Consider the following 20,755-nt stretch of genomic DNA (forward strand, 5'->3'; position numbering starts at 1 on the left):
GTCATGCCAAGGCGCTTGGCGCGTTGCATGATCTGCGCGGGCACATCGATGCCCGCGATCAGGAACAGGCCGCCCGCCATGACCAGGCAGGTGAAGATGAAGATATTACCGACATCGGCGATGGCAGGCGCGATCCCCGCCTTGCCCAGGCCAGTGATCTCGGTCAGCCGATCCCAGATCAGCCAGACGCCGATACTGCCGAGCAGTCCGACCTTGGCGATCGACTTGAGCAGCTCGATCAGCCCCTGCATGCCGAAGATGCGCTTGAGGCCCGACACGGGATTGAGCTTTTCAGGCTTGGGCGCGAAAGCGCCGGGACGGAAGCCGAGCGATCCGAGCAGGGCAGGCGCGGCGATCGCGGCGAGGAAGGTCGCCAGCATGACGCCCGCGACCGGGAGAGCGATGCCGGCCAGCAGGCTGAGGCCGCGCTGAACCGGCGAGAAATCGACAATATCTTCACGTCGGAAGCGCAGTGCCTCGACCAGCATGTCGCGCAGCGCCTCGATCAGCGCGGGGCCGATGATGGCAAGGCAGCCGATGCCCGCCATGACCACCAGCGCCGTACCCAGTTCGCGCGACTGGAGGATGTCGCCCTTCTTGGCGGCATCCTGCAATTTCTTTGGTGTCGGCTTTTCGGTCTTTTCGCCGCCTTCGCTGCCACCTGCCATCTCAGCGGCCCTCCGAAATATAGCGGGCTTCTTCGAGACCCGCCTTGAGCGCGGCGGTCATGCCTTCGGCCATGATCGGCGCGGCGATGGCGAGCAGGATCAGCCCCGCCATCATCGCCACCGGCATACCGACCGCGAACAGGTTGAGCGAGGGCGCGGCGCGCGACAACATGCCCATGACGATCTGCACCAGCACCAGCGCGAAGGCGACGGGCAGCGCGACGGTCACGCCCATGCCCATCAGCGATCCGCCGAACTCGATCAGCCGCCAGATGGTGTCGTTTGAGAGCATCCCCGCCCCCGGCGGGATGGCGACATAGCTTTGCACGACGAAGCTGGCCAGCAGTAGATGCCCGTCCATGCCGAGCAGCAGGAAGGTGGCGAGGATGGACAGGAACTGGCCCAGCACCTGGGTCGACTGGCCCGAGGACGGGTCGATCATTGCCGCGAAGTTGAGGCCCATGGCGTTGCCGATCGTCTCCCCCGCGACGAAGGCGGCGGCATAGCCGATCTGGACCGCGAACCCCATGGCAAGGCCAGCCAATATCTCGCCCATGACCAGCATCACGCCTTCGAAGCTGGCGACGCCGTCCTGCGGCAGGGCGATGGTGACGCTGTTGAGCGCGGCGAGGCCGAGCGCGAGCGCGAGGATCAGACGCAACTGGAGCGGCACCGCGGGCGCGCCGAAGACGGGCGCGGCGATGAAGGCCGCGCCGGGCCGGATCATGGCGATCAGCCAGATCCAGAGCTGCGTCTCCACGCCCGTGAAACCGGGCGCGATCATGACAGACGCGCGATCATTGCAGCAGGTCCGGGATGCGCTCGAAGATTTCGCGGGTGAAGTCAGCGATCAGCACCATGATCGACCCGCCGAACAGCGCCAGCATCCCGCCAACCACAATGATCTTGGGAATGAAGCTGAGCGTCTGCTCATTGATCGATGTCGCCGCCTGCACCATGCCGATGACGAGGCCGACGATCAACGCCGGGATCAGCACGGGCGCAGCCGCAAGCGCCGTGATCCACAGCGCCTGCTGGGCAAGGCCCATGAAGAAATCGGCGTTCTCCATGGGAAGCTAAATCCCCTGCTCCGTTCGTTTCGAGCGAAGTCGAGAAACGGTTGCGCTCCCGTTTCTCGACACGCTCGAAACGAACGTGTCTTGGCGCGTTACGCCCATCATGTCGCGAACGACCCCGCCAGCGATCCCATGGTCAGCGCCCATCCGTCGACCAACACGAACAGCAGCAGCTTGAACGGCATGGAGATGATGGTGGGCGACAGCATCATCATGCCCAGCGCCATCAGCGTGGACGCCACGACAAGGTCGATGATGAGGAAGGGCAGAAAGATCATGAAACCGATCTGGAAGGCGGTCTTGAGTTCGCTCGTCACGAAGGCCGGCAGCAGGATCGAAAATGGAATGTCCTCGGGCGTGCGGAAGGCTGGCGCCTCGGCCAAGTTGGCGAAGAGCTTGAGGTCGCTTTCGCGGGTCTGCTTGGTCATGAAACCGTGCAGCACCTTGCCCGAACGGCCGACCGCTTCCTCGATGCTGATCTGACCCTTGCCATAGGGGTCGAAGGCCTGCGCGTTGATCACGTCGATCGCCGGGCGCATCACGAAGAGCGACAGGAACAATGCAAGGCCGACCAGCACCTGGTTGGGCGGGGTCTGTTGCAGGCCGAGCGCCTGCCGCAGCAACGACAGGACGATGATGATGCGGGTGAAGCTGGTCATCATGAGCACGAGCGACGGCAGCACCGTCAGCAGGCTCATAAGGATCAGAATCTGGAGCGACAGCGAAAGCGAGCGGCCGTCGCCCGAAATCTGCCCCATGGCGCGGCTCAGCGCGCCGCCATTGTCGACTGGCGCGGCAGGAGCGGCCTGCGCCAGTGCAGGTTCCACCAGAGCAAGGCCGGCAACGAGCAGGACGCCGCCGATCAACAGAATTTTACCGCGCACGATAGGGGTCGCCTTCCGCGATCTTCTCGATACGGCCGCGGGTGACGGCGACCAGAATCCTCTTGCCCTCGAACTCGACCACAGCGAGCTTGCCGAAAGCGCCCATGGGCAAGGCTTCGAGCAACTTCAGCGAACGGTCGCCCTGCCCCGCCATCATGCCGGGCTGATATTTGCGCCACAGCCACAGCGCGCCAAAGGCCATGCCGCCGACCAGCGGCAGGAGGATCAGCAGTTTGACAAAATACCAGAACATGAAAGCCGCCCCGCTATGGTTAATATCCGCCTGCGATCCGCAGTTTCATCGGCGAAGGCAAGCGTTAAATCAGCCGCGACGCTCGATCCCGGCGAGACGATTTTCGGTCGCGGCGATGTCGACGATACGGATGCCATAGCGTCCGTTCACCGTCACCACCTCGCCCTTCGCGATCAGCGCGCCGTTCACCATGATGTCGAGCAGATCGTCGGCCTGACGGTCGAGTTCGACGATGCTCCCCTCGGCCAGGTCCATGACTTCGGCAAGGCGCAGCGAGGTCGATCCTACCTCCACCGACATGCGCACGGGAATGTCGGCCAGCAGCTTGAACTGGCGGTTGTTGGTCATGCGGCTCACCGGATCCTCGGCGCGCTCCATGCGGGGTGCTTCGCTCATGTCGCTCATTGTTCGGGTTCCTGTGCAAGCTTTTCAATCTGGAAGGCGGCACGGCCATCCTGTTCGCCGATCGAGCCATGGGCAACGATACGATTTCCGACGATCAGGGGCAGCGACCGGCCAATGGTGACCGGAATGACGTCGCCGACCTTCAATTCCATAAGGTCGGCGAGCGAAAGATTGGGACGCGCCACGACGGTGCGCGCAGGCAGGCGAATATCGCGCATGCGGCGGGCGATACGGGCCTGCCAGACGGGATCGAGATGCTCCTCGTCGGTCGGCAGCTTGGTGCTGACCAGCCCTTCCACGGCGCGCAGCGCGGACAGCGGGAAGAGCAGATCGATCGGCCACTCCTGTTCGCGGGTGATCGAGATCACGAAGCGCTGAAGCACCATCTGGTCGGTGGGCTGCGCCGCAGCGGCATAGCCGACGCCGCTTTCACGCAGGATCAGGCCGGGTTCGAGCGGCAGGACATCGCCCCATGTCTCGACCATCCGCGACAGCAGCGAATCGCACAGCCGCGCGATCAGCCGGTCCTCGGTGGGGGTAAATTCGGTGCGGGCGGGCAGCGGGCGGTTGCCGATGCCACCATAGAAACAATCGACGAATGTCGAGATCATGGCCGCGTCCATGCGCAGCAACACCTGCCCTTTGAGGGGCTGCAGCCGATAGACGGACAGCGAGCAAAAGGCCGGCACCTGCGCGGACCAGGCGCCAAAATCCAGCACCTTGGCTTCCTGCGCCTCGACATTGGGGCGCACGCCAGCGATCGGCTCGACGATAGCACGAATTCGCCGGCCGAGCTTTTCGCCCAGCCGGTCCAGCCCGGACAGCATCACGGGCGCCTGCGATTCCCCTCGCCCGAAGGCGTAGGATTGAACGTCGGTCATCTTGGTCCCCTGCCCGTCAGGGATCAGGGGACATCCCGATCCTTCCAGGCAGCCCTATTGAATAACGAAATTGGTAAAATAAACGTTATCAATGCCGCCATAGCCGGTTTTCTGCTTCAAAATATCGTTCACGATCTTCTTGATCTTGCCTTGCAGCGCTTGCTTGCCCTGCGGCGTATCAAGCACCTCCTGGGGCTGCTCCGCCAGCATCATCAACACCTGGCTGCGGATCGGCGTTTCATGCTGCTTGACAGCAGCGATCACACGATAGTCATAATAAGTCGAGACGGCGATGCTGATCTGGGCGAAGGCATCGGTATCCGACATGTTCGATGTGAAGGGCGCCTGGAGCTGGAAATAGGTGGCCTGATAGGCAGCCGGGTTCACTGGCGCGGGCAGGTCGATGCCCTTGCCCGGCGCATGGCCGGAGGACACGACATGGCTTTCGCCACCGCCGCCGCCTTCATGGCCACCGCCTTCACCACCACCACCACCGCCGCCGGCTTCGCCAGCCCAGCCATGGGCGGTTGCGACGGCCTGCGCATCCTCGCCGGCGAGGACGAGGACGGGCTTGTTGGGATCTTCCTTCGGTCCTTCGGCCTTGGGGCTGAAGAAACCGGCAGCATAAAGGCCACCTGCAGCACCCGCGCCGCCGACGACAACACCCACGACGACCAGCAGGATCATCTTCATGCCCCCGCCTTTTTTCTTCTTGGCCTTAGGCTCGTCGCTCATGCTTCATATCCCCTGGAAATGCGGCCGTCACGCATAGCGCGCGCGCGGCAGGTCGCCGGCGTCGACGCCGGCCCGTTCATGGTTAAGAACGGCAGGATCGCTGCTTCCTTTATGGTTAAAGCCGATATTTTCACGCTGCTGCTCACCGCGGCCCTGCATATGCGACTGGGCTGAAGATTGCCCCATGCCCTGCCCCTGACCTTGCCAGCTGGCAGATTGTCCTTGCGATTGCGACTGGGATTGCGAACCTGATTGGTTATTCGGCGCATCCGAGCGAGCCGTTTCGGTAAGATGAGGCGTGCGCTCCACCTTCACTTCGCTGATCCGAACAGCGGACAGGCCCGCATCAATCTTCAGCCGGTCGCTATCCTGTCGTAACGCCAGTTCCGCGGCTTCAGTCGCGACGGTCAGGCTGACGGCGGCACCATCCTCGCCCTGGCGAATGTCGACCTGGACCGGGCCAAGCTGGTCGGCATTGATCTGGAACCGCCCCTGCGCGCCATTGGCCGACAGGCCGGCGATGTCGCGCGCGAGGCCGTCGATCCATTGGCCCGAAACGCCTATGTCCACCACCTGCGCACCGATGGATACGGAGAGGTCGACGGAAGGCGCCGTCGCAACCGACGCTTGCGCCGCAGTCACCACAGGAGCTTGCGATACCGGCATGGTGACGCCATCATTGGCGGGCAAGGCGAGCAATGTCGCGGAGGCCGCGTCAGGCACGGAATCCTTTACGCCGGCAGCCTTGCTCTCGCCGACCAGTGCCGTCGTGCGGTCGCGCATGTGGTCGCGCACCAGCTGGAGCAACGAGACCGCTTCCGCCTTGACGGACGCGGGCTGCGCCTGACCGAGCGCCGGCTGTTCGGGCGCCAGCGCGATGGCCGGATCTGTAGGAACCGTCGGGGCACCGATCTGCACCGGCATGCCCGAGGGCTTCGGCGCAGCGGTCGGTTGGGTGACGACGGGCATCGTCGCGTCAGCCGACTTCGGCGCGCCAGAAACCTCGACTGGTACGGACATATCGGCTTGCGGCGTCAAAACGGACGGAGAGATGTTCAATGACGCTGGAAGGGATATGGCAGGTGCGGCTGCTGCGACCGGCAGAGTAGCGACTTGCACAGTTGCGGCAGTTTCCGTTGCGGCGGGTACGATGGACCTCTTTGCCGCTGGCGCGACATACTCGGCCTTCGCTCCGTCTTCCGGTATGGACGGAAGCGCAGGTTGCACAGCTGGCATCGGCGCAACGATCGGCATCACAGCCGTCAGAATCGGCTGGACACCGGCTGGTGTCCCGTCATCGGTATCGACCGGACGATCATCGCCGCTGTCGATGGACAATCCATCGGTATCACTCTCCGGCACCGGACCTTCGACGATCAAATCGCCCCGAACGACTTGAGGCGACACCGGTATTGCGACCGGCCGGGCTGAAACATTTTCCATTTCAGCATCGGAAGGCGCAGCGGCATCCATGTCCGGTTGCGCGTCGAAAGCTTCCGGAGCGATCGGCTTCAGGACGATAGAGACCGTATCGGCATCCGCGACAGACAGAAGCGGACCCACGTCGGCAACGGGTGCCTCCAGTTCAATATCAGCGACAGACGCCAACGGAGCGACTCCCACATCGGTCGCAGGCGCGGGCAGCTCTGCCCATTCGGCCGGCGCCTCGGCCAGGACAGCCGGTTGCGAAAGGCGAGCCGGCTGCTCGACGTTCGATACAGGCGTGGCAATCGTCCGCTTCTCTGTCTTGTGCGGCTCTGGCGCGGCCGGCTGCACGGCAATGATCGGCGCGGCACTGGAAGCGGAGTTGCCTTCCTTCACGACATGCAGCATCTGGCCGAAATCCATGACGCCTTCGGTCGGTGCGACGACACCATTACCCTTTGCGGCGCCCTGTGCAGGCGTCGTGAACAATAATGCCTTCAGACTGGTCAACATGGTCATCGTCAAACGTCCCCCGACCTTTGCATACGACGATAGCGCGGCAGAGCCGCCAGCTTGTTCTCACGCCATTCCTCCAGATCCGCGCGCGCGCGGTCCTTCAGTCGGCTGGCGATTTCCTTTTCGCGATTGGCGGCGACGGTCAGGCCTTCCTTGACCTCGACATTGCGCTGCGCATCGTAGAGCGCACCGTCGAGCTGGCGGCTGGCCTGCTCCAGACGGGTCGCCAGTTCCTGCATCGCGGCGAAGGAGGCGCCGGTCGCCATCCCTTCCCCGCCGAACAGTTCGCCCCGCACCTTGCGTAGCCGTTCGAGATTATGGGCGATGCCGTTCGCCTCGTCGCGCGCGCGCGCGGTTTCGGCAACGGCCATCGAATGCTGGACGTTGCGCACGCGCAGCACGCGCTGGCGGCGGTTGACCAGCCCCTTCATGCGCCGAACCCGGCGATGAGCGCGTCGGCGCTGGTGTCGAGATCGATCCGGCTCTTCTGGTCCTGACGGATGAAGTCGAGGATTTCCTGACGGCGGCGGACGGCTTCGTCGATGACGGGGTCGTTGCCGGGACGATAGGCGCCCATCAGGATAAGGTCGCGATTTTCCTCATAGGCGGCCCAGAGGCGGCGATAGCCGGCAGCCGCCATACGATGCTCGTCATCCACCACGTCGGCCATGACGCGCGAGAGCGACTTGCCGATATCGATGGCGGGGAAGATCGCCTGTTCGGACAGATGCCGCGACAGGACGAAATGGCCGTCCACGATGGCGCGGGCGGCGTCGACGATCGGATCGTCGGTGTCATCGCCATCGGCCAGCACGGTATAGAGCGCGGTGATCGAACCGCCGGTGCGAGCATCCACCCCTGCCCGCTCGACCAGACGCGGGATGAGCGCGAGGGCCGAGGGCGGATAGCCCTTCATTGCGGGCGGCTCACCCAGCGCCAGACCGATTTCGCGCTGGGCATGGGCGCAGCGGGTGAGGCTGTCGATGAGAAGCAGCACCTTCTTGCCGCGTGCGCGGAAATATTCGGCGATGGCGGTGGCGCGAGCGGCGGCGCGCAGGCGCAGCACCGGCGGATGATCGGCAGGCACGGCGACGACGACGCTCTTGTTCATCGTGTGCTTGAGCTTGGTTTCCAGGAAGTCGCTGACTTCACGGCCGCGTTCGCCGATCAGTCCGACAACGACGACATCGGCTTCGGCGCCGGCAATCATCTGGCCCATCAGGACCGACTTGCCGACGCCCGATCCGGCGATGATGGCAATGCGCTGGCCGCGCCCTGCGGTCAGCAGCGCGTTGACGGCACGGACGCCAAGGTCGAACGCTTCGGTCACGCGGCCGCGATCGAGCACATTGCCCTTTACGCCGTTGAGTGGCCAGGTGCCGCCGGCGATGATCGGCCCCTTGCGATCGAGCGGCTGGCCCATGGCGTCGACGACGCGGCCGATCAGGCCATCGCCCACCTGAACCATGTTCGCCTGGCTGTCAGGCTCCACGCGGATGCCGTTTTCAAGCGGCGCGTCGGCGTCGAGTGGGACCAGCAAAGTGCGATCGCCACGAAAGCCGACCACTTCGGCCCGGCAAACCGAACCGTCGCTCGCCAGCACGCGCGCGCCCGAACCGATCGGACGGCGGAAACCGCTGACTTCGAGCATCCCCGCATCATGACTGACCAGACGGCCGACGTGGCGCGGCTGACGGTTCTGCACCTGGAGGTGATCGAAGAGCGTTTCTGCCTGTGCGAGCGCGGCGCGGATCATGCCCAATCCCCTTTCATGCCTTGCCCTCCATGTCGTCCATGAGCGCGCGCAGGCGCGACAGGCGCACGTCCGGGCCATCCTCGACCCAGCCGTCGGCGGTTTCGAGGCGGACGCAGCCGCGCTGCATATTCCGGTCCGCGACGAGCGGCACGCCGATTGCTTCCTCCCTGAGCAGTTCGGCATCGTCCGGGTGAACGTGAAGCGCGCTCTTGTCCTGATTGCTCTCGATGAAGGCGGCGACACTGTCGCAGCGCTGGATCAGGCGATCCATGTCGATCTCGACCTCGCCGACGATCTGTTCGACGAGCCGGACTACCGTGGCGGAGAGCATTGTCGAGAGCATCCCGCTCGGCGTGGGCGCCAGCAATTCGAGTGCCTCGATCAGGCGGTCGCGGGCGTCGGTTTCGGCCGTCAGCGATTCGGCGGTGACGCGGCACCCCTCGTCGAAGCCGAGTGTGAAGGCTTCCATCCGGGCCTCCTCGACCAGATCGATTTCCGGTTCCACTTCGGCCATTGCGGCGCGGATGGTGGCGGTCTGCTGCGCGACCGGCGCGGAGTAGAGGCTGCGAAAGCCGCCTTCGACCGGACGAAAGCCCGCGACCGCCACCGGCGCTGCGTCCTGGATCGCTTCGGCACCCCAGAATCTAGACAAAGTCGTTGCCCTTTCCACCGAGCATGATGGTGCCCGCGTCGGCCATGCGGCGGGCGGTGGCGATGATCAACTTCTGCGCGTCGATGACTTCGGCAAGGCGGATCGGACCGCGTTCCTCGATCTCGTCGGCGATGGCCTGAGCGGCGCGGGCCGACATGCTGCTGAAGATTTTCGCCTTCAGCATGTCGTTCGCCCCCTTGAGCGCAACCACCAGCACGGTGCTGTCGATCGTGCGCATCAGTGTACCCAGATTCTTGTCGTCCATGTCGATGAGGTTGTCGAAAACGAACATCTCCTCCTCGATCGTCTGGGCGATCATCTTGTCGCGCTTGGCCACGGCCTTCATGATCCGTTGCTCATTGTCCTTACGGACATTGTTCATGATTGCGGCCGCCTCGACCGTACCGCCACGCTGCGACGCCGCGCCCTGCTTGCTGGCAGGACCGCGCAGCAGCAGTTGCTCCAGATCCTCCAGCGCCTCGTTCGACACCGGGCCGAGCGTGGCGATGCGATACACGATCTCCTCCTGATATTCGGCGGGCAGCAGTTGCAGCACGTCGGCGGCGACCGGCGCTTCCAGATGTGCCAGCACGATCGCCATGATCTGCGGATGCTCCATCTCGATCAGCATCGCGATTTCCTTCGCGTCCATCCACTTCAGCATTTCCAGCTGGGTGGAGCGGGTCGGCGGGGTGATGCGCGCCAGGATGGTTTCCGCCCGCTCCTCGCCCAGCGCCTTGGTCATCGCGCCGCGAATATGACGGGTGGCGCCATAGCCGATGGTGGTGCGCTTCTTGGCCTTGGTCACGAAATGATCGAGTGCCTCGTTCACTTCCTCCGGATCAACATCCTGCACATCATACATGGCATAGCCGAGCTGGCGCACTTCTTCGGGTTCCAGACGCGACAGGATCTGCGCGGCTTCATCCTCGTTGAACAGCATCAGGAGGACGGCGGCGGCGGCGCTGCCCTTGAGCGCCTCGGGACGGCCGGGGACGATCTCAGGCATTTTCCTTTTCCTTCTTGCCTTCCTTCAGCAGATCACGGACGACCAGCGCGGCGCGGTCGGGATCCTGCTTCACGAAATTGCGTATGAGGTCGGCGCGCTGGGCATAGTCATAGGTGGACGAAATCATGTCGAGCGTGATCTTCGCTTCGGCGCCGTCCGGCATCGTGGCCACGGCCTGCTTGGTGAGTTCGCTCGAAATCTCGCGACCGATGCGCTGGCCATTCTCGCCGGTGGCGTCGGCGAGAGCGGCGGGCGCCTGGGCGGCCGAGCGGCGCTTGAGCAGCGGGCGACCGATGCCGAAGACCAGCAGCAGAACCACGAGCAGGGCCGACACATTGCGCACCAGCGGCGAGACCCAGTCGGCCTCATACCAGGGCGTGATCGGGTCGGCGGCCTTGATGAAGCTGCGCGAGGAGAGCGCGACCACGTCGCCGCGTGCCAGATCGAAGCCGACCGCGCCCTTCACCAGCGCTTCGAGCGCGGCGATTTCCTGTGCGGAGCGAGGCTTGCCGTCCGCGCCATTGTCGAGCGCGACCGCGACCGACAGGCGCTTGACGGTGCCGATCGCATCCTTGGTAACGGACACTTCACGGCCCAATTCGAAATTGCGGTTGAAGGTTTCCTCGGTCTTCATCAGCGGGTTGGGCGGCGTGCCCGGCTGACCGGCCTGCGCACCCTGCGCCGTCTGACCCTGCGCCACGGCCTGACCGTTAGGATTGGTCTGGGTGACGGTCGGGTTGACCGGCGCCTGATTGCTGAGCGCGCCGGGGATGCCCGATGCCTCGCCCGTACCCTGACCGCGCGGGTCAGACGCCCAGGTGCCCTGCTCGCTGCGGAGGCGGGCTTCGTCCTGCGGGTAGGTTTCGCGGGTTGCCTGACGCTCGGCAAAGTTCAGTTCGGCATGAACCTCGGTCGAGAAATTGCCTTGCCCCAGGATCGGGGTCAGCAATGCGATCACCGACTGACGATAGCGGTCCTCCATCTTGCCCTGGATGGCAAGCTGGCGGTCGTCGGCGGCATCACCGTCATTGTTGCTGAGCAGCCGGCCATTCTGGTCGACCACGGAGATATCGTCCGGGTTCAGTTCCGGGATCGAGGACGCCACCAGATGGACGATCGCACTGACCTGCTGGTCGGTGAGCGAACGGCCATTGGCCAGACGCAGCATCACCGACGCGGACGGCTTGGCCCGGTCGCGCAGGAACACGCTGGGCGGCTCGACGGCGAGGTGGATCTTGGCGCTTTCGACGCTGTCGATCGCCTCGATCGTGCGAGCCAGGTCCATTTCGCGGGCCGAGCGGAGCTTTTCACCCTCGACGGCGCGCGACGCACCCATCGGCAGGCTGTCGATCATGCTGTTGCCGTCGGGCGCGCTCTTGGGCAGGCCCTGGGCGGCGAGCATCATCTTCGCCTTGAAATAATCATCTTCCGAAACGGTCATCGCGCCCGAACTGTCGAAGCCATAGCGCACGCCATTCTGGTCTAGCACCTGAGCGACCGCCGACTTGTCGCCATCGGGCAGGCCACGGAACAGGTCGCGCTGCGGCGGTTCGCGCAGCGCCATCCAGGCCAGACCGGCGACCGCGACGGTGCCGAGCAGGCCGAGCAGCGGCAGGCTCTTCGCCACGGCCGGCTGCTTGATGAAGCCGGTCGCGCGCGCCTTGAGCGCGTCGAAGCCCTTGCCCCCCCCCCCGAAGGAGGAGGCGGCAGAGGCCGGGAGGGCAGGCGCAGCGGCGCCGACGGTGGTGGAGAGTGCGTTCTCGCTCATGGGTTAGACCGGCATGCTCATGATGTCCTTGTAGGCGGACAGGAGTTTGTTGCGGACTTGCAGGGTCGCCTCGAAGCTGACCGATGCCTGCTGCTTGGCCAGCATGACGCCGGCAATATCGGTTGTGTCGCCACGCTCGAACGACGCCGCGGCTTCGCCAGCCTTGCTCTGGAGGCCATTGACCTGTTGCAGCGCACTATTGAGCGCATCGGTGAAGCCGCCGGGCGCGGTACCCTGCGTGCCGCTGGCGCCCGACGCGTTGCCGACATTACCGGTCTGGCTGACGTCGCGAAGGGCCGCGTTCTTTTGCAGGATGGCGTTACGGATCGCCATCACGCTGTCGGTGGGGGAAATGCCGGTCATGCGTCAGCTCCCTTCAAGCGGCCAGTTCGCGCATTTCGGCGAGCCGATAGCGCAGCGTGCGTTCGGAAATACCCAGCTTGCGCGCGGCGGCGGCGCGGTGGCCATCGGTTTCGCGCAGAGCGAGGCGGACTGCCTCCAGCTTGGAATTGCGGGTCACGTCGCGCAGCAGAATCGGTTCGGCCGGAGCCAGCATCGGAGCCACGACGCGGAGCTGGGGCGCACCGGAGATATGCAGGTCGCTCGCATCGATGCTGGCACCGTCGCGCAGCACCAGTGCGCGCTGGAGCACATTGCCCAGCTCGCGAGCATTGCCCGGCCACGCATGGGCGGCGAGCTTTTCCAGCGCCGCAGCGGTCGGCCACACGAATTTTCCCTTCGCCGGATCCTGCTGGCGCAACAGCATGGCGGCGGCGATGGCGCGGATGTCACCCCGGCGTTCGGCCAGCGGACGCAGTTCCAGCGGCATGACGTTAAGGCGCCAGTAGAGATCTTCACGAAAGCGGCCGGCGGCAACCTCTGCGGCCAGGTTGCGGTTGCAGGCGGCGACGATGCGCACATTGACCGGCACCGGGTGCGTGGCGCCGACGGGCAGGACTTCGCCCTCCTGAAGCGCACGCAGCAGCTTGGCCTGGAGCGTCAGCGGAAGCTCGGCGATTTCGTCGAGGAACAAGGTGCCACCGTCGGCCGCGAGAAACAGCCCGTCGGACGACTGAGCCGCGCCGGTGAAACTGCCCTTCTTGTGACCGAAGAGCATGGCCTCCATCATGGTTTCGGGCAGCGCCGCACAGTTGACGGCGATGAAGTCATGGGTCGAGCGGCCCGACTGGGCATGAAGGAAGCGCGCCATGCCTTCCTTGCCGGTGCCTGTGTCGCCCTGGATCAGGACGGTGGCGTCGCTGCGGGCAACACGGGCGGCCAGGCCCATCAGATGCGCACTGACAGCGTCACCCACAGCGGGAACCGAAGCGGGACGTGCGAGTTCAGCAATCAGGGCAAAGGCAAAGCCCATATCTTCCAGGCCGAAGGCGACACGCGCCGGCAGGCCGTTGGCGGCAACGACCAACGAAGGTGCGCCCTCGATCACATTGATGAGGATGTCGCGATGCGTGGCATGACCGATCTCGGTCGCCAGCAGCACCCGGCGGCTATCCTTGTCGCGCGGGCTGGCGGCATCGATGATCCGCACCATATAGTAGGCATTTTCGAGCCAGTGCTGCAGCCCAGGAACGAGCGCGCAGACCCCACGGCTCACGTCAAGCGATGACATGAACAAAACCCCACATTTTGGCTGGCTTGTACCCCCGTACGCCCCAGGCCCCTTCGATGGTTAATTTTTACCGCCTGCGTGGTTATCAGATGGTTAACACGGCCAACGACTTGCCGCAGCGCGGCAGATTTTTTCCGGCTGCCGGCAAATTTTTCCGCCCCACCCTCCAACGTCATTCGACGCGCGCGCGTGCTCCCGCGCAATAAGCTCCTGATTTCAGGAATTTTCAGAAAAAATGCAGGCTGGATTAAAGCCCCGCCGCACCCCGCCGTTATCCCCTTTCGAGGCCGCAAGCGCCCTGATGGCAGCGACCTGATGGTTGAATTTGGAAGGGAATATCATGACTGTTATCGGAACCAACACCGCGGCGCTGCGCTCGGCCAACGCCTCTTCGGCCTCGAGCAAGGCCCTCAGCACCGCCATGGAGCGCCTGTCGACCGGCAAGCGAATCAACAGCGCAAAGGACGACGCCGCCGGCCTGGCCATCGCTTCGAGCATGACCGCCCAGATCCGCGGCATGACCCAGGGCGTCCGCAACGCCAATGACGGCATCTCGCTGGCGCAGACGGCGGAAGGCGCGCTCGGCGAAGTCAGCAACATGTTGCAGCGTATGCGTGAACTGACCGTCCAGGCCCTGAACGGCACCAACGACGACGGCGCCAAGACCAACATTCAGGCGGAAATCTCGCAGCTCGCCACCCAGATCACGGACACGCTGGCCAACACCCAGTTCAACGGCAACAACCTGTTCGACGGTTCGGTCGCATCGGTGAACATCCAGGCCGGCGCCAACGCCGCCGACTCGGTCACGATCACCCTGGACGACGTCGCCGGCAACGCGGACATCACCGACGCCATCGCCATCGACGCCACCACGGCGACCAGCGCTGACCTGGCGACCTTCGACGACGCTCTGGACGCCATTGCGACGACCCGTGCGAACCTCGGTGCGGTGCAGAACCGTCTGGAATCGACGGTCAACAACCTGACGAACAACATCACCAACCTGACCGACGCCCGCAGCCGCATCGAAGACGCCGACTTCTCGGCCGAAACGACCGCGCTGGCCAAGCAGCAGATCCTGAGCCAGGCCTCGACCGCGATGCTGGCCCAGGCCAACCAGAGCCAGCAGGGCGTGCTGAAGCTGATCGGCTAAGCCCCGACAAGATTGGCAGGCTGAGGTCATGGTCACCGACAGCCCGCCAAGTGGCCCCCGGCGCATCAACAGTCCCCACCGCGCCGGGGGCTAACCTTCGATCAAACGACCAGAAGTTAGAAGCCTCCGTCCCCCCGGGCGGAGGCTTCATTCGTCGTCATGGAACGGGCGTCATGGATACAAGGCTTGGCTTGGTCGTTTCGGCGAGCCATGACTATGAACATGACCAAGATAGACCGGCGCGCGATGATCGCCGCCTCCGGCGCCGCCCTCCTCCTCCCCACCGCGCTCCGCGCCCAGACGCGCGCCGAGCCATTTTCCTGGGAAAGGCTGGTCGCGCAGGCGCAGAGACTGGCGCGCGCGCCCTATAAGGAGACGCCCGCCCATCCCGGCGCGGCCAAGGTCGACTATGATGCGCTGCACGCCGCGCGCTTTCGCGATGATCGCACGCTTTGGGGCGACCTGCCCGGTGACACGGGCGTCCGCTTCTTTCCCTTATCCAATTCGGCGCCGCAGCCGGTGCAGATTGCCATCGTGGAAAAGGGGCAGGCGACGCCGCTGCGCTATGACCCTGCCATGTTCGATGCGCCGGCCGGCAATGCCGTCGCCGCTTTGGGGCCGAATGCGGGCTTTGCCGGTTTTCGCATCATGAACGCCAAGCGCGATGGCGACTGGCTGTCCTTTCTGGGCGCCAGCTATTTCCGCGCGCCCAGCCCGCAGAAGCAGTTCGGCCTCTCCGCCCGCGCGATCGCGATCAACACGAGTCTGGGGAAGGAGGAATTTCCCCGCTTCACCCATTTCTGGCTGGAGCGAACCGGTAACAGCAGCGTCACCATCTACGCCCTGCTGGACGGCCTATCGATCGCTGGCGCCTATCGCTTCGTCAGCCGCCTTGGCGCCGATGGCGTACAGCAGGATGTAACCGCCGCCCTCTTTCCCCGCAAGCCGATCGAGGAACTGGGGCTGATGCCGATGACCAGCATGTTCTGGTATGATCAGGCCAATCGCACGCAGGGCACCGACTGGCGGCCGGAAATTCATGACAGCGACCTCCTGTCGATCGCCAGTGCGGACGGCACCGCCCATGCCCGTCCGTTGGTCAACCCGTCCGCGCCGCTGGTGAGCGCCTTTGCCGAACGCGACCCCAAGGGCTTCGGACTGCTCCAGCGTGACCGGGATTTCGACCATTATCAGGATGACGGCGTCTATTATGACCGACGGCCTTCGCTTTGGGCGGCTTCGACCAAGGCGCTGGGTCAGGGCGAGGTGCGCCTCTATGCTTTCCCTACCGACAGCGAATATACCGACAATGTCGCCGCCTACTGGACGCCGGCTGCGAAGGTGACGCCCGGCAGGCGGATCGACGCCAGCTACCGCCTCGACTGGAGCGCAGCGAATGCCCCCGCGTCGAAAGGACTTGCGATCGTCGAGAATATCTGGCGCGGGCGCGGCGGCGAGGATGGCAGCGATCGCCTGGTGATCGATTTTGCCGGCGTAGCGGAAGGCAGCAAGCCCAACATATGGAGCGACATCAAGGGCGGCACGATGCTCAAAACCGCCGGCTATCCAGTGCTCGGCAAGCCCGGATTATATCGCACCGTACTCGACCTGCGGCGCAACGGGGCCGGTTCAGCCGATATTCGACTGCAATTACGGGCTGGCAATCGTGTGTTCAGTGAATATGTGCATTACCCTATTGGCGTATGACGGGAACCGTAACCGTAACGAGCGGTTCTGAGCCCTGGGTCAACAGCAAGCGGGTCTGAACAACATGGGGAATGGAGACGCTCGATCGGCGGGGCCGACCGGCGAGGACAAGCCATTAGCGCGGGCCTTCGAACAGGTTCCGGCAGAAAGCCCGCTCGCCATGCCGGAGCAGGACTTTTATTCCGCCCCTCCCCTGATCGCGCGTCGCCGGTTCAATATCGACCTGTGGGCACGGCGCCTGCTGGTCGTGCTGCTAGCGCTGATCCCCGCCGCGATGGCCGCGCATGAAATGCGCCGGTCGATCGGCCTCGACGGCATCGATGCGGTCGAGGGCGTCTATCTCGTCCTGTTCATCTCGCTGTTCGCCTGGATTTCCTTCGGCTTCGCCACTGCGACGATCGGCTTCTTGCTTCAGACGGTCGGCGGTGGCCGCAGCGTCGCCCCTCGCCCATTGCGCGCGTCCGAACCGCTGCACGGCAAGACCGCGATCCTGTTGCCGGTCTGTAACGAGGATTTCCTGGGCGTGCTGGGCCGCCTGTCGATCATGGAACGGTCGCTGGCGCAGGTGATGGGCGGCGAGCGGTTCGAATTTTTCATCCTGTCCGATTCCAACGCCGAAAGCGGCGAGACCGAACGGCGCGCCTATCAGGAAATGCGCGGCTCCTTCTCGCGGCCCGTCCATTATCGCCGCCGCGCGCTCAATATCGGGCGCAAGCCCGGCAATATCGCCGAATGGGTGCAGCGCTTCGGTGGCGGCTATGACTATATGGTCGTGCTGGATGCCGACAGCGTGATGAGCGGACAGACCATGGCGCGGCTGGCCGCGGACATGGAGCGGCACCCGCATGTCGGACTGATCCAGACCGTCCCCACCGTGATGGGCGCATCCACTCTGTTCGCGCGCTGGCAGCAGTTCGCCAGCCGCCTGTTCGGGCCGATCTCGGCTGCGGGCATGATCTGGTGGGCAGGGTCCGAGGGGATGTTCTGGGGCCATAATGCCATCGTGCGCGTGCGCGCCTTCGCGGAGAGCTGCGGCCTGCCCGAACTGCCCGGCCGCGCGCCCTTCGGCGGCCACATATTGAGCCATGACATGCTGGAAGCCGCGCTGCTGCGTCGTCGCGGCTGGGATGTGCACATGGTGACGGCGGACGACAGTTTCGAGGAATTTCCACCCTCCATGCCCGATCTCTTCACCCGCGATCGCCGCTGGTGCCAGGGCAATATCCAGCATGTGCCGCTGCTGGTGAAAATCGCCGGGCTGCATCCGGTCAGCCGGTTCCAGCTGCTGGTGGGCGCGAGCGCCTATTGCACGTCACCCATGTGGCTGGCGCTGATCCTGGTGGTGCTGGGCGGTGCCGCCAGCGGGATGTGGCCGCCCGCCGCGATTTTGCCGTCGGGCGGGCTGCTGGCAGTGACGGCGGTGCTGCTGTTCGGGCCGAAAATCTTCTCGATCATCTGGGCGATGGCCGACCCCGCTCGACGCATCGGCTTTGGCGGCGCGGCGCGGATGACGCGCGGCGTGATCGCCGATATCCTGTTGTCGATCCTGATGGCGCCCGTGGCGATGCTGACCCAGACGATCAACCTGTTCGGCATATTGATGGGCAAGAAGGCAAGCTGGAACGGCCAGACCCGCGACCGCGACGGCATGGCGATCACCAGCGCGATCTGGCTGTTCAAATGGCATCTGTTGCTGGGCGCCGGCCTGACTGTGCTGGCGGTGAAGGCGGGTGGGCTTGGTTGGACCATCCCGGTGGTAGCCGGCCTGTTCGCCGCGCCGCTGCTGGCGGCGATCACAGCGCGCAAGGATCTGGGGCGCAAGGCAGAAGAAAGCGGCCTGTTTCAGGTGGCCGATCCGTGGTGGCGCACCCAAAGCTATCGTCCGCTCCGTTTTCGCTGGCCGTCCACGGACGGGCGGCGTGTCGGCCCGTTGGCGGCGAACGACGAGTAAACGTCGTACAACTAACAGATCACGGCCCGCTCAATCGTCCCAATCGCGCAGCTTCTCGCGCAGCTTGTCGAGTGCTGCCTTCTTGATCTGGCAGACGCGCGCTGCACCGATGTCCAGCGTCTGGCCGATCTCCTCCAGATTGAGTTCCTCGACGAAATAGAGTTGCAGCACCATCGCCTCGCGCTGGGGCAGTTCGCCAATGCAGGCGGCCAGCGCCTTCTTCAGCGATTCACGCTCCATGATATCGTCAGCGCGATCCTCCACATCGGCGAACCACATGGACTGGTCGGAATAAACCTCGTCCATGCTGGTGTGCTGGACCATCTCGACGCTGTCGGCGACCTCGCGATAGGCAGCGGGTTCCAGTCCCATTTCAACGGACATTTCCGCTTCGGTCGGCAGGCGGCCGAGCTTCTGCTCCAGCCCATTGCGGACCTTACCCAGTTCCTTGCGTTTTGCCATGGCGGACCGGCAAAGCGTCGCCTGCCGTCGCAGATGGTCGATCATCGCTCCACGCACTCGCAGTTGCGCATAGGCGCCGAAGCCGAGACCACGATCCTCAAAACTATTGGCGGCCTCGACCAGCGCGACCATGCCGATCTGGAGCAGATCCTCCACCTCGATCGCACTCGAAACGCGACCATGGACGTGCCAGGCGATCTTGCGCACCAGCGGCATATATTGGCGGGCCAGCCGCTCCGGGCTGTTCTCGCCAGGCTTGCCGTAGGTGTGAGCGCCGGCCTGAATCTTGTTCATATACATGGCTCAGCCTTTCCTCAGGCGACTCGTTCGCGCTGCGGCAACGGATCGTGTCGCGGCGCCGGACGGGAGTCGTTCCCTACCACCGCAACTACTTCCACTCCCTTACCGTCGGGAATTTCCAGGAAGGACAGCACTGGCGTTTCCGGCAGATGCGGCTTGAACAGGCGGGCGAGTGCGCGGCGCGCCACCGGCGAGGTGACGATCGCGAAGGGACGTGCCTGCCCCAGCAGCGGCCGCGCGGCATGGACGACCGATTCGACGATGCGGTTGGCAAGGCTGGGTTCGATCGGATGCCTGGCATCGCCGGCGACGCGCATGGCCTGCGCAAGCATCGCCTCCAGATCGCCGTCAAGGGTGATGACCGGCAGCGGCATCTTCACCGGGACAAGCCCCTGGATGATGAGCGCGCCGATGCGCTGACGCACCGCTTCGACCAGTTGCTCAAGGCTCATGTCGGGGCGTGCGCCGTCGACCATCGCCTCGCAGATGCGGCGGAAATCCTTGAGCGCAATGCCTTCGGACAGCAGCGCACGGCACAGAGCGCTGATCTGGGTCAGGCTCAGCAGGCCAGGCGTAAGGCCATCCACCAGCTGCGGCGCAATGTCCTTGAGGTTGTCGAGCAGCTTGCGCGCTTCGTCCAGGCCGAATATTTCCGATGCGTTCATGGCGATCAGCTGATTGAGGTGGGTGGCGACGACCGTTGGCGGATCGACTACGGTATAGCCAGCGACCACTGCCTCGCTGCGCTTGGCCTGCGAAATCCAGACGGCGTCGAGGCCGAAGGTCGGGTCTTTCGCGGCGCGGCCCTGCACCGTGCCTTCCAATGCGCCGCTGTCGAGCGCCAGCAGGTCGTCGGGCCAGATCTCGTCCTCGCCCACGACCACACCGGCGATGGTGATGCGATACTGATTGGGTTCCAGCGCCAGATTGTCCTTCACGCGGACCATCGGCACGACGAAGCCCAGTTCCTTGGAGAGCTGACGGCGGATGCCGGTAATGCGGGCCATGAGCGGCGCGCCCTTACGCTCGTCCACCAGGCTGATGAGGCCATAGCCGATCTCCAGCCCCAGGATCGCGCCGTCCGACACATCGTCCCATTCGATCAGCGCGGGATTGGGCGCGGGCGGCGCGGGCGCAGGTTCTGCGGCCTTCTTCTGGCTCGCCTTGCGCAGCTGCCAGGCGATGCCGCCGGCGACCGCCGCGGCGGGCAGGATGATCATGTGCGGCATGCCGGGCAGCACGCCCAGGAAGCCTAGTATGGCGGCGACCGGCACCCATGCCTTGCCGGTGCCGAACTGGCCAGCAACCTGCGCCGACAGATCCTGCTCGCTCTTGACGCGAGTGACGATGGAAGCCGCCGCGATCGAGAGCAGCAAGGCGGGAATTTGCGCGACCAGCGCGTCGCCGATGGCGAGGATGATATAGGTCTGGGCCGCTTCGCCGATGGCGAGGCCATGGCTGACGACGCCAAGGATGATGCCGCCGACGATGTTGATGACCAGGATCAGGATGCCCGCGACC

The 20,755-nt window shown here is 64.7% G+C and carries 21 protein-coding genes; 3 read left to right on the forward strand and 18 right to left on the reverse strand.

Going from position 1 to position 20,755, the window contains the following annotated elements:
* The 16 genes from VMR39_RS29005 to VMR39_RS29080 form a co-directional block, all read right to left on the reverse strand.
* The coding region (locus VMR39_RS29005; RefSeq protein ID WP_325421782.1) for an EscU/YscU/HrcU family type III secretion system export apparatus switch protein at positions 1–668 on the reverse strand (668 nt) is incomplete at its 3' end.
* A gap of 1 nt (position 669) precedes the next feature.
* Positions 670–1,452, reverse strand: coding sequence for a flagellar biosynthetic protein FliR (gene fliR, locus VMR39_RS29010; RefSeq protein ID WP_325421784.1), 783 nt, complete (start codon positions 1,450–1,452; stop codon positions 670–672).
* 13 nt (positions 1,453–1,465) lie between these two features.
* Entirely contained in the window at positions 1,466–1,738 is a 273-nt protein-coding gene (gene fliQ, locus VMR39_RS29015) for a flagellar biosynthesis protein FliQ (RefSeq protein WP_066857256.1), read from the reverse strand.
* A 107-nt stretch (positions 1,739–1,845) separates the two neighbouring features.
* Positions 1,846–2,628 carry a flagellar type III secretion system pore protein FliP gene (gene fliP, locus VMR39_RS29020; protein WP_414712616.1) on the reverse strand — a complete coding sequence of 261 codons (783 nt, stop codon included), beginning with the start codon at positions 2,626–2,628 and terminating at the stop codon, positions 1,846–1,848.
* Complete coding sequence (locus VMR39_RS29025; protein WP_298399153.1) at positions 2,618–2,881, reverse strand: FliO/MopB family protein; 264 nt, start codon at positions 2,879–2,881, stop codon at positions 2,618–2,620. Before VMR39_RS29025 ends, fliP begins: the two co-directional genes overlap by 11 nt.
* Positions 2,882–2,950: 69 nt before the next feature.
* Positions 2,951–3,286, reverse strand: coding sequence for a flagellar motor switch protein FliN (gene fliN, locus VMR39_RS29030; protein WP_179044143.1), 336 nt, complete (start codon positions 3,284–3,286; stop codon positions 2,951–2,953).
* Entirely contained in the window at positions 3,283–4,167 is an 885-nt protein-coding gene (locus tag VMR39_RS29035; protein ID WP_325421789.1) for a flagellar motor switch protein FliM, read from the reverse strand. Before VMR39_RS29035 ends, fliN begins: the two co-directional genes overlap by 4 nt.
* A gap of 54 nt (positions 4,168–4,221) precedes the next feature.
* The gene (locus VMR39_RS29040) at positions 4,222–4,902 is read right to left on the reverse strand and encodes a flagellar basal body-associated FliL family protein (RefSeq protein ID WP_325421791.1); all 681 of its coding nucleotides are present in this window, start codon (positions 4,900–4,902) and stop codon (positions 4,222–4,224) included.
* A 27-nt stretch (positions 4,903–4,929) separates the two neighbouring features.
* Complete coding sequence (locus VMR39_RS29045) at positions 4,930–6,846, reverse strand: hypothetical protein (protein WP_325421793.1); 1,917 nt, start codon at positions 6,844–6,846, stop codon at positions 4,930–4,932.
* A gap of 2 nt (positions 6,847–6,848) precedes the next feature.
* Positions 6,849–7,274: a hypothetical protein gene (locus VMR39_RS29050; RefSeq protein ID WP_325421795.1), complete on the reverse strand. Its 426-nt coding sequence runs from the start codon at positions 7,272–7,274 to the stop codon at positions 6,849–6,851.
* Positions 7,271–8,599, reverse strand: a complete 1,329-nt coding sequence (locus tag VMR39_RS29055; protein WP_325421797.1) for a FliI/YscN family ATPase — start codon at positions 8,597–8,599, stop codon at positions 7,271–7,273. Before VMR39_RS29055 ends, VMR39_RS29050 begins: the two co-directional genes overlap by 4 nt.
* A 13-nt stretch (positions 8,600–8,612) precedes the next feature.
* Entirely contained in the window at positions 8,613–9,251 is a 639-nt protein-coding gene (locus VMR39_RS29060) for a FliH/SctL family protein (RefSeq protein WP_325421799.1), read from the reverse strand.
* Positions 9,244–10,260 (reverse strand): flagellar motor switch protein FliG, encoded by a 1,017-nt coding sequence (fliG, locus tag VMR39_RS29065; RefSeq protein WP_325421801.1) that lies wholly within the window; start codon positions 10,258–10,260, stop codon positions 9,244–9,246. The genes VMR39_RS29060 and fliG overlap by 8 nt, the downstream gene beginning before the upstream one ends.
* A complete protein-coding gene (gene fliF, locus VMR39_RS29070) occupies positions 10,253–12,028 on the reverse strand; it encodes a flagellar basal-body MS-ring/collar protein FliF (RefSeq protein WP_325421803.1) in 1,776 nt (591 codons plus the stop codon). Before fliF ends, fliG begins: the two co-directional genes overlap by 8 nt.
* Before the next feature lie 3 nt (positions 12,029–12,031).
* Positions 12,032–12,391, reverse strand: coding sequence for a flagellar hook-basal body complex protein FliE (gene fliE / locus VMR39_RS29075; RefSeq protein WP_325421805.1), 360 nt, complete (start codon positions 12,389–12,391; stop codon positions 12,032–12,034).
* A 13-nt stretch (positions 12,392–12,404) separates the two neighbouring features.
* On the reverse strand, positions 12,405–13,658 hold the full coding sequence (locus VMR39_RS29080; protein WP_325421807.1) for a sigma-54 dependent transcriptional regulator: 1,254 nt from the start codon (positions 13,656–13,658) through the stop codon (positions 12,405–12,407).
* 340 nt (positions 13,659–13,998) lie between these two features.
* Here VMR39_RS29080 and VMR39_RS29085 point away from each other — a divergent pair, with 340 nt between their 5' ends.
* From VMR39_RS29085 to mdoH, 3 genes are all read left to right on the forward strand, one after another.
* Positions 13,999–14,814 carry a flagellin gene (locus VMR39_RS29085; protein ID WP_325421819.1) on the forward strand — a complete coding sequence of 272 codons (816 nt, stop codon included), beginning with the start codon at positions 13,999–14,001 and terminating at the stop codon, positions 14,812–14,814.
* Between the two features lie 222 nt (positions 14,815–15,036).
* Entirely contained in the window at positions 15,037–16,521 is a 1,485-nt protein-coding gene (locus tag VMR39_RS29090) for a glucan biosynthesis protein (protein ID WP_325421809.1), read from the forward strand.
* 64 nt (positions 16,522–16,585) lie between these two features.
* A complete protein-coding gene (mdoH, locus tag VMR39_RS29095) occupies positions 16,586–18,472 on the forward strand; it encodes a glucans biosynthesis glucosyltransferase MdoH (protein WP_325421811.1) in 1,887 nt (628 codons plus the stop codon).
* Between the two features lie 30 nt (positions 18,473–18,502).
* Here mdoH and VMR39_RS29100 read toward each other — a convergent pair whose 3' ends face one another.
* Both VMR39_RS29100 and VMR39_RS29105 read right to left on the reverse strand, forming a co-directional pair.
* Positions 18,503–19,234: a FliA/WhiG family RNA polymerase sigma factor gene (locus VMR39_RS29100; RefSeq protein WP_325421813.1), complete on the reverse strand. Its 732-nt coding sequence runs from the start codon at positions 19,232–19,234 to the stop codon at positions 18,503–18,505.
* Positions 19,235–19,248: 14 nt separating this feature from the next.
* Positions 19,249–20,755 (reverse strand): FHIPEP family type III secretion protein (locus VMR39_RS29105; RefSeq protein WP_325421815.1); only part of this gene is annotated, 1,507 nt, incomplete at its 5' end.

This window comes from Sphingobium sp. (assembly GCF_035511395.1).
Taxonomy (GTDB): Bacteria; Pseudomonadota; Alphaproteobacteria; order Sphingomonadales; family Sphingomonadaceae; genus Sphingobium.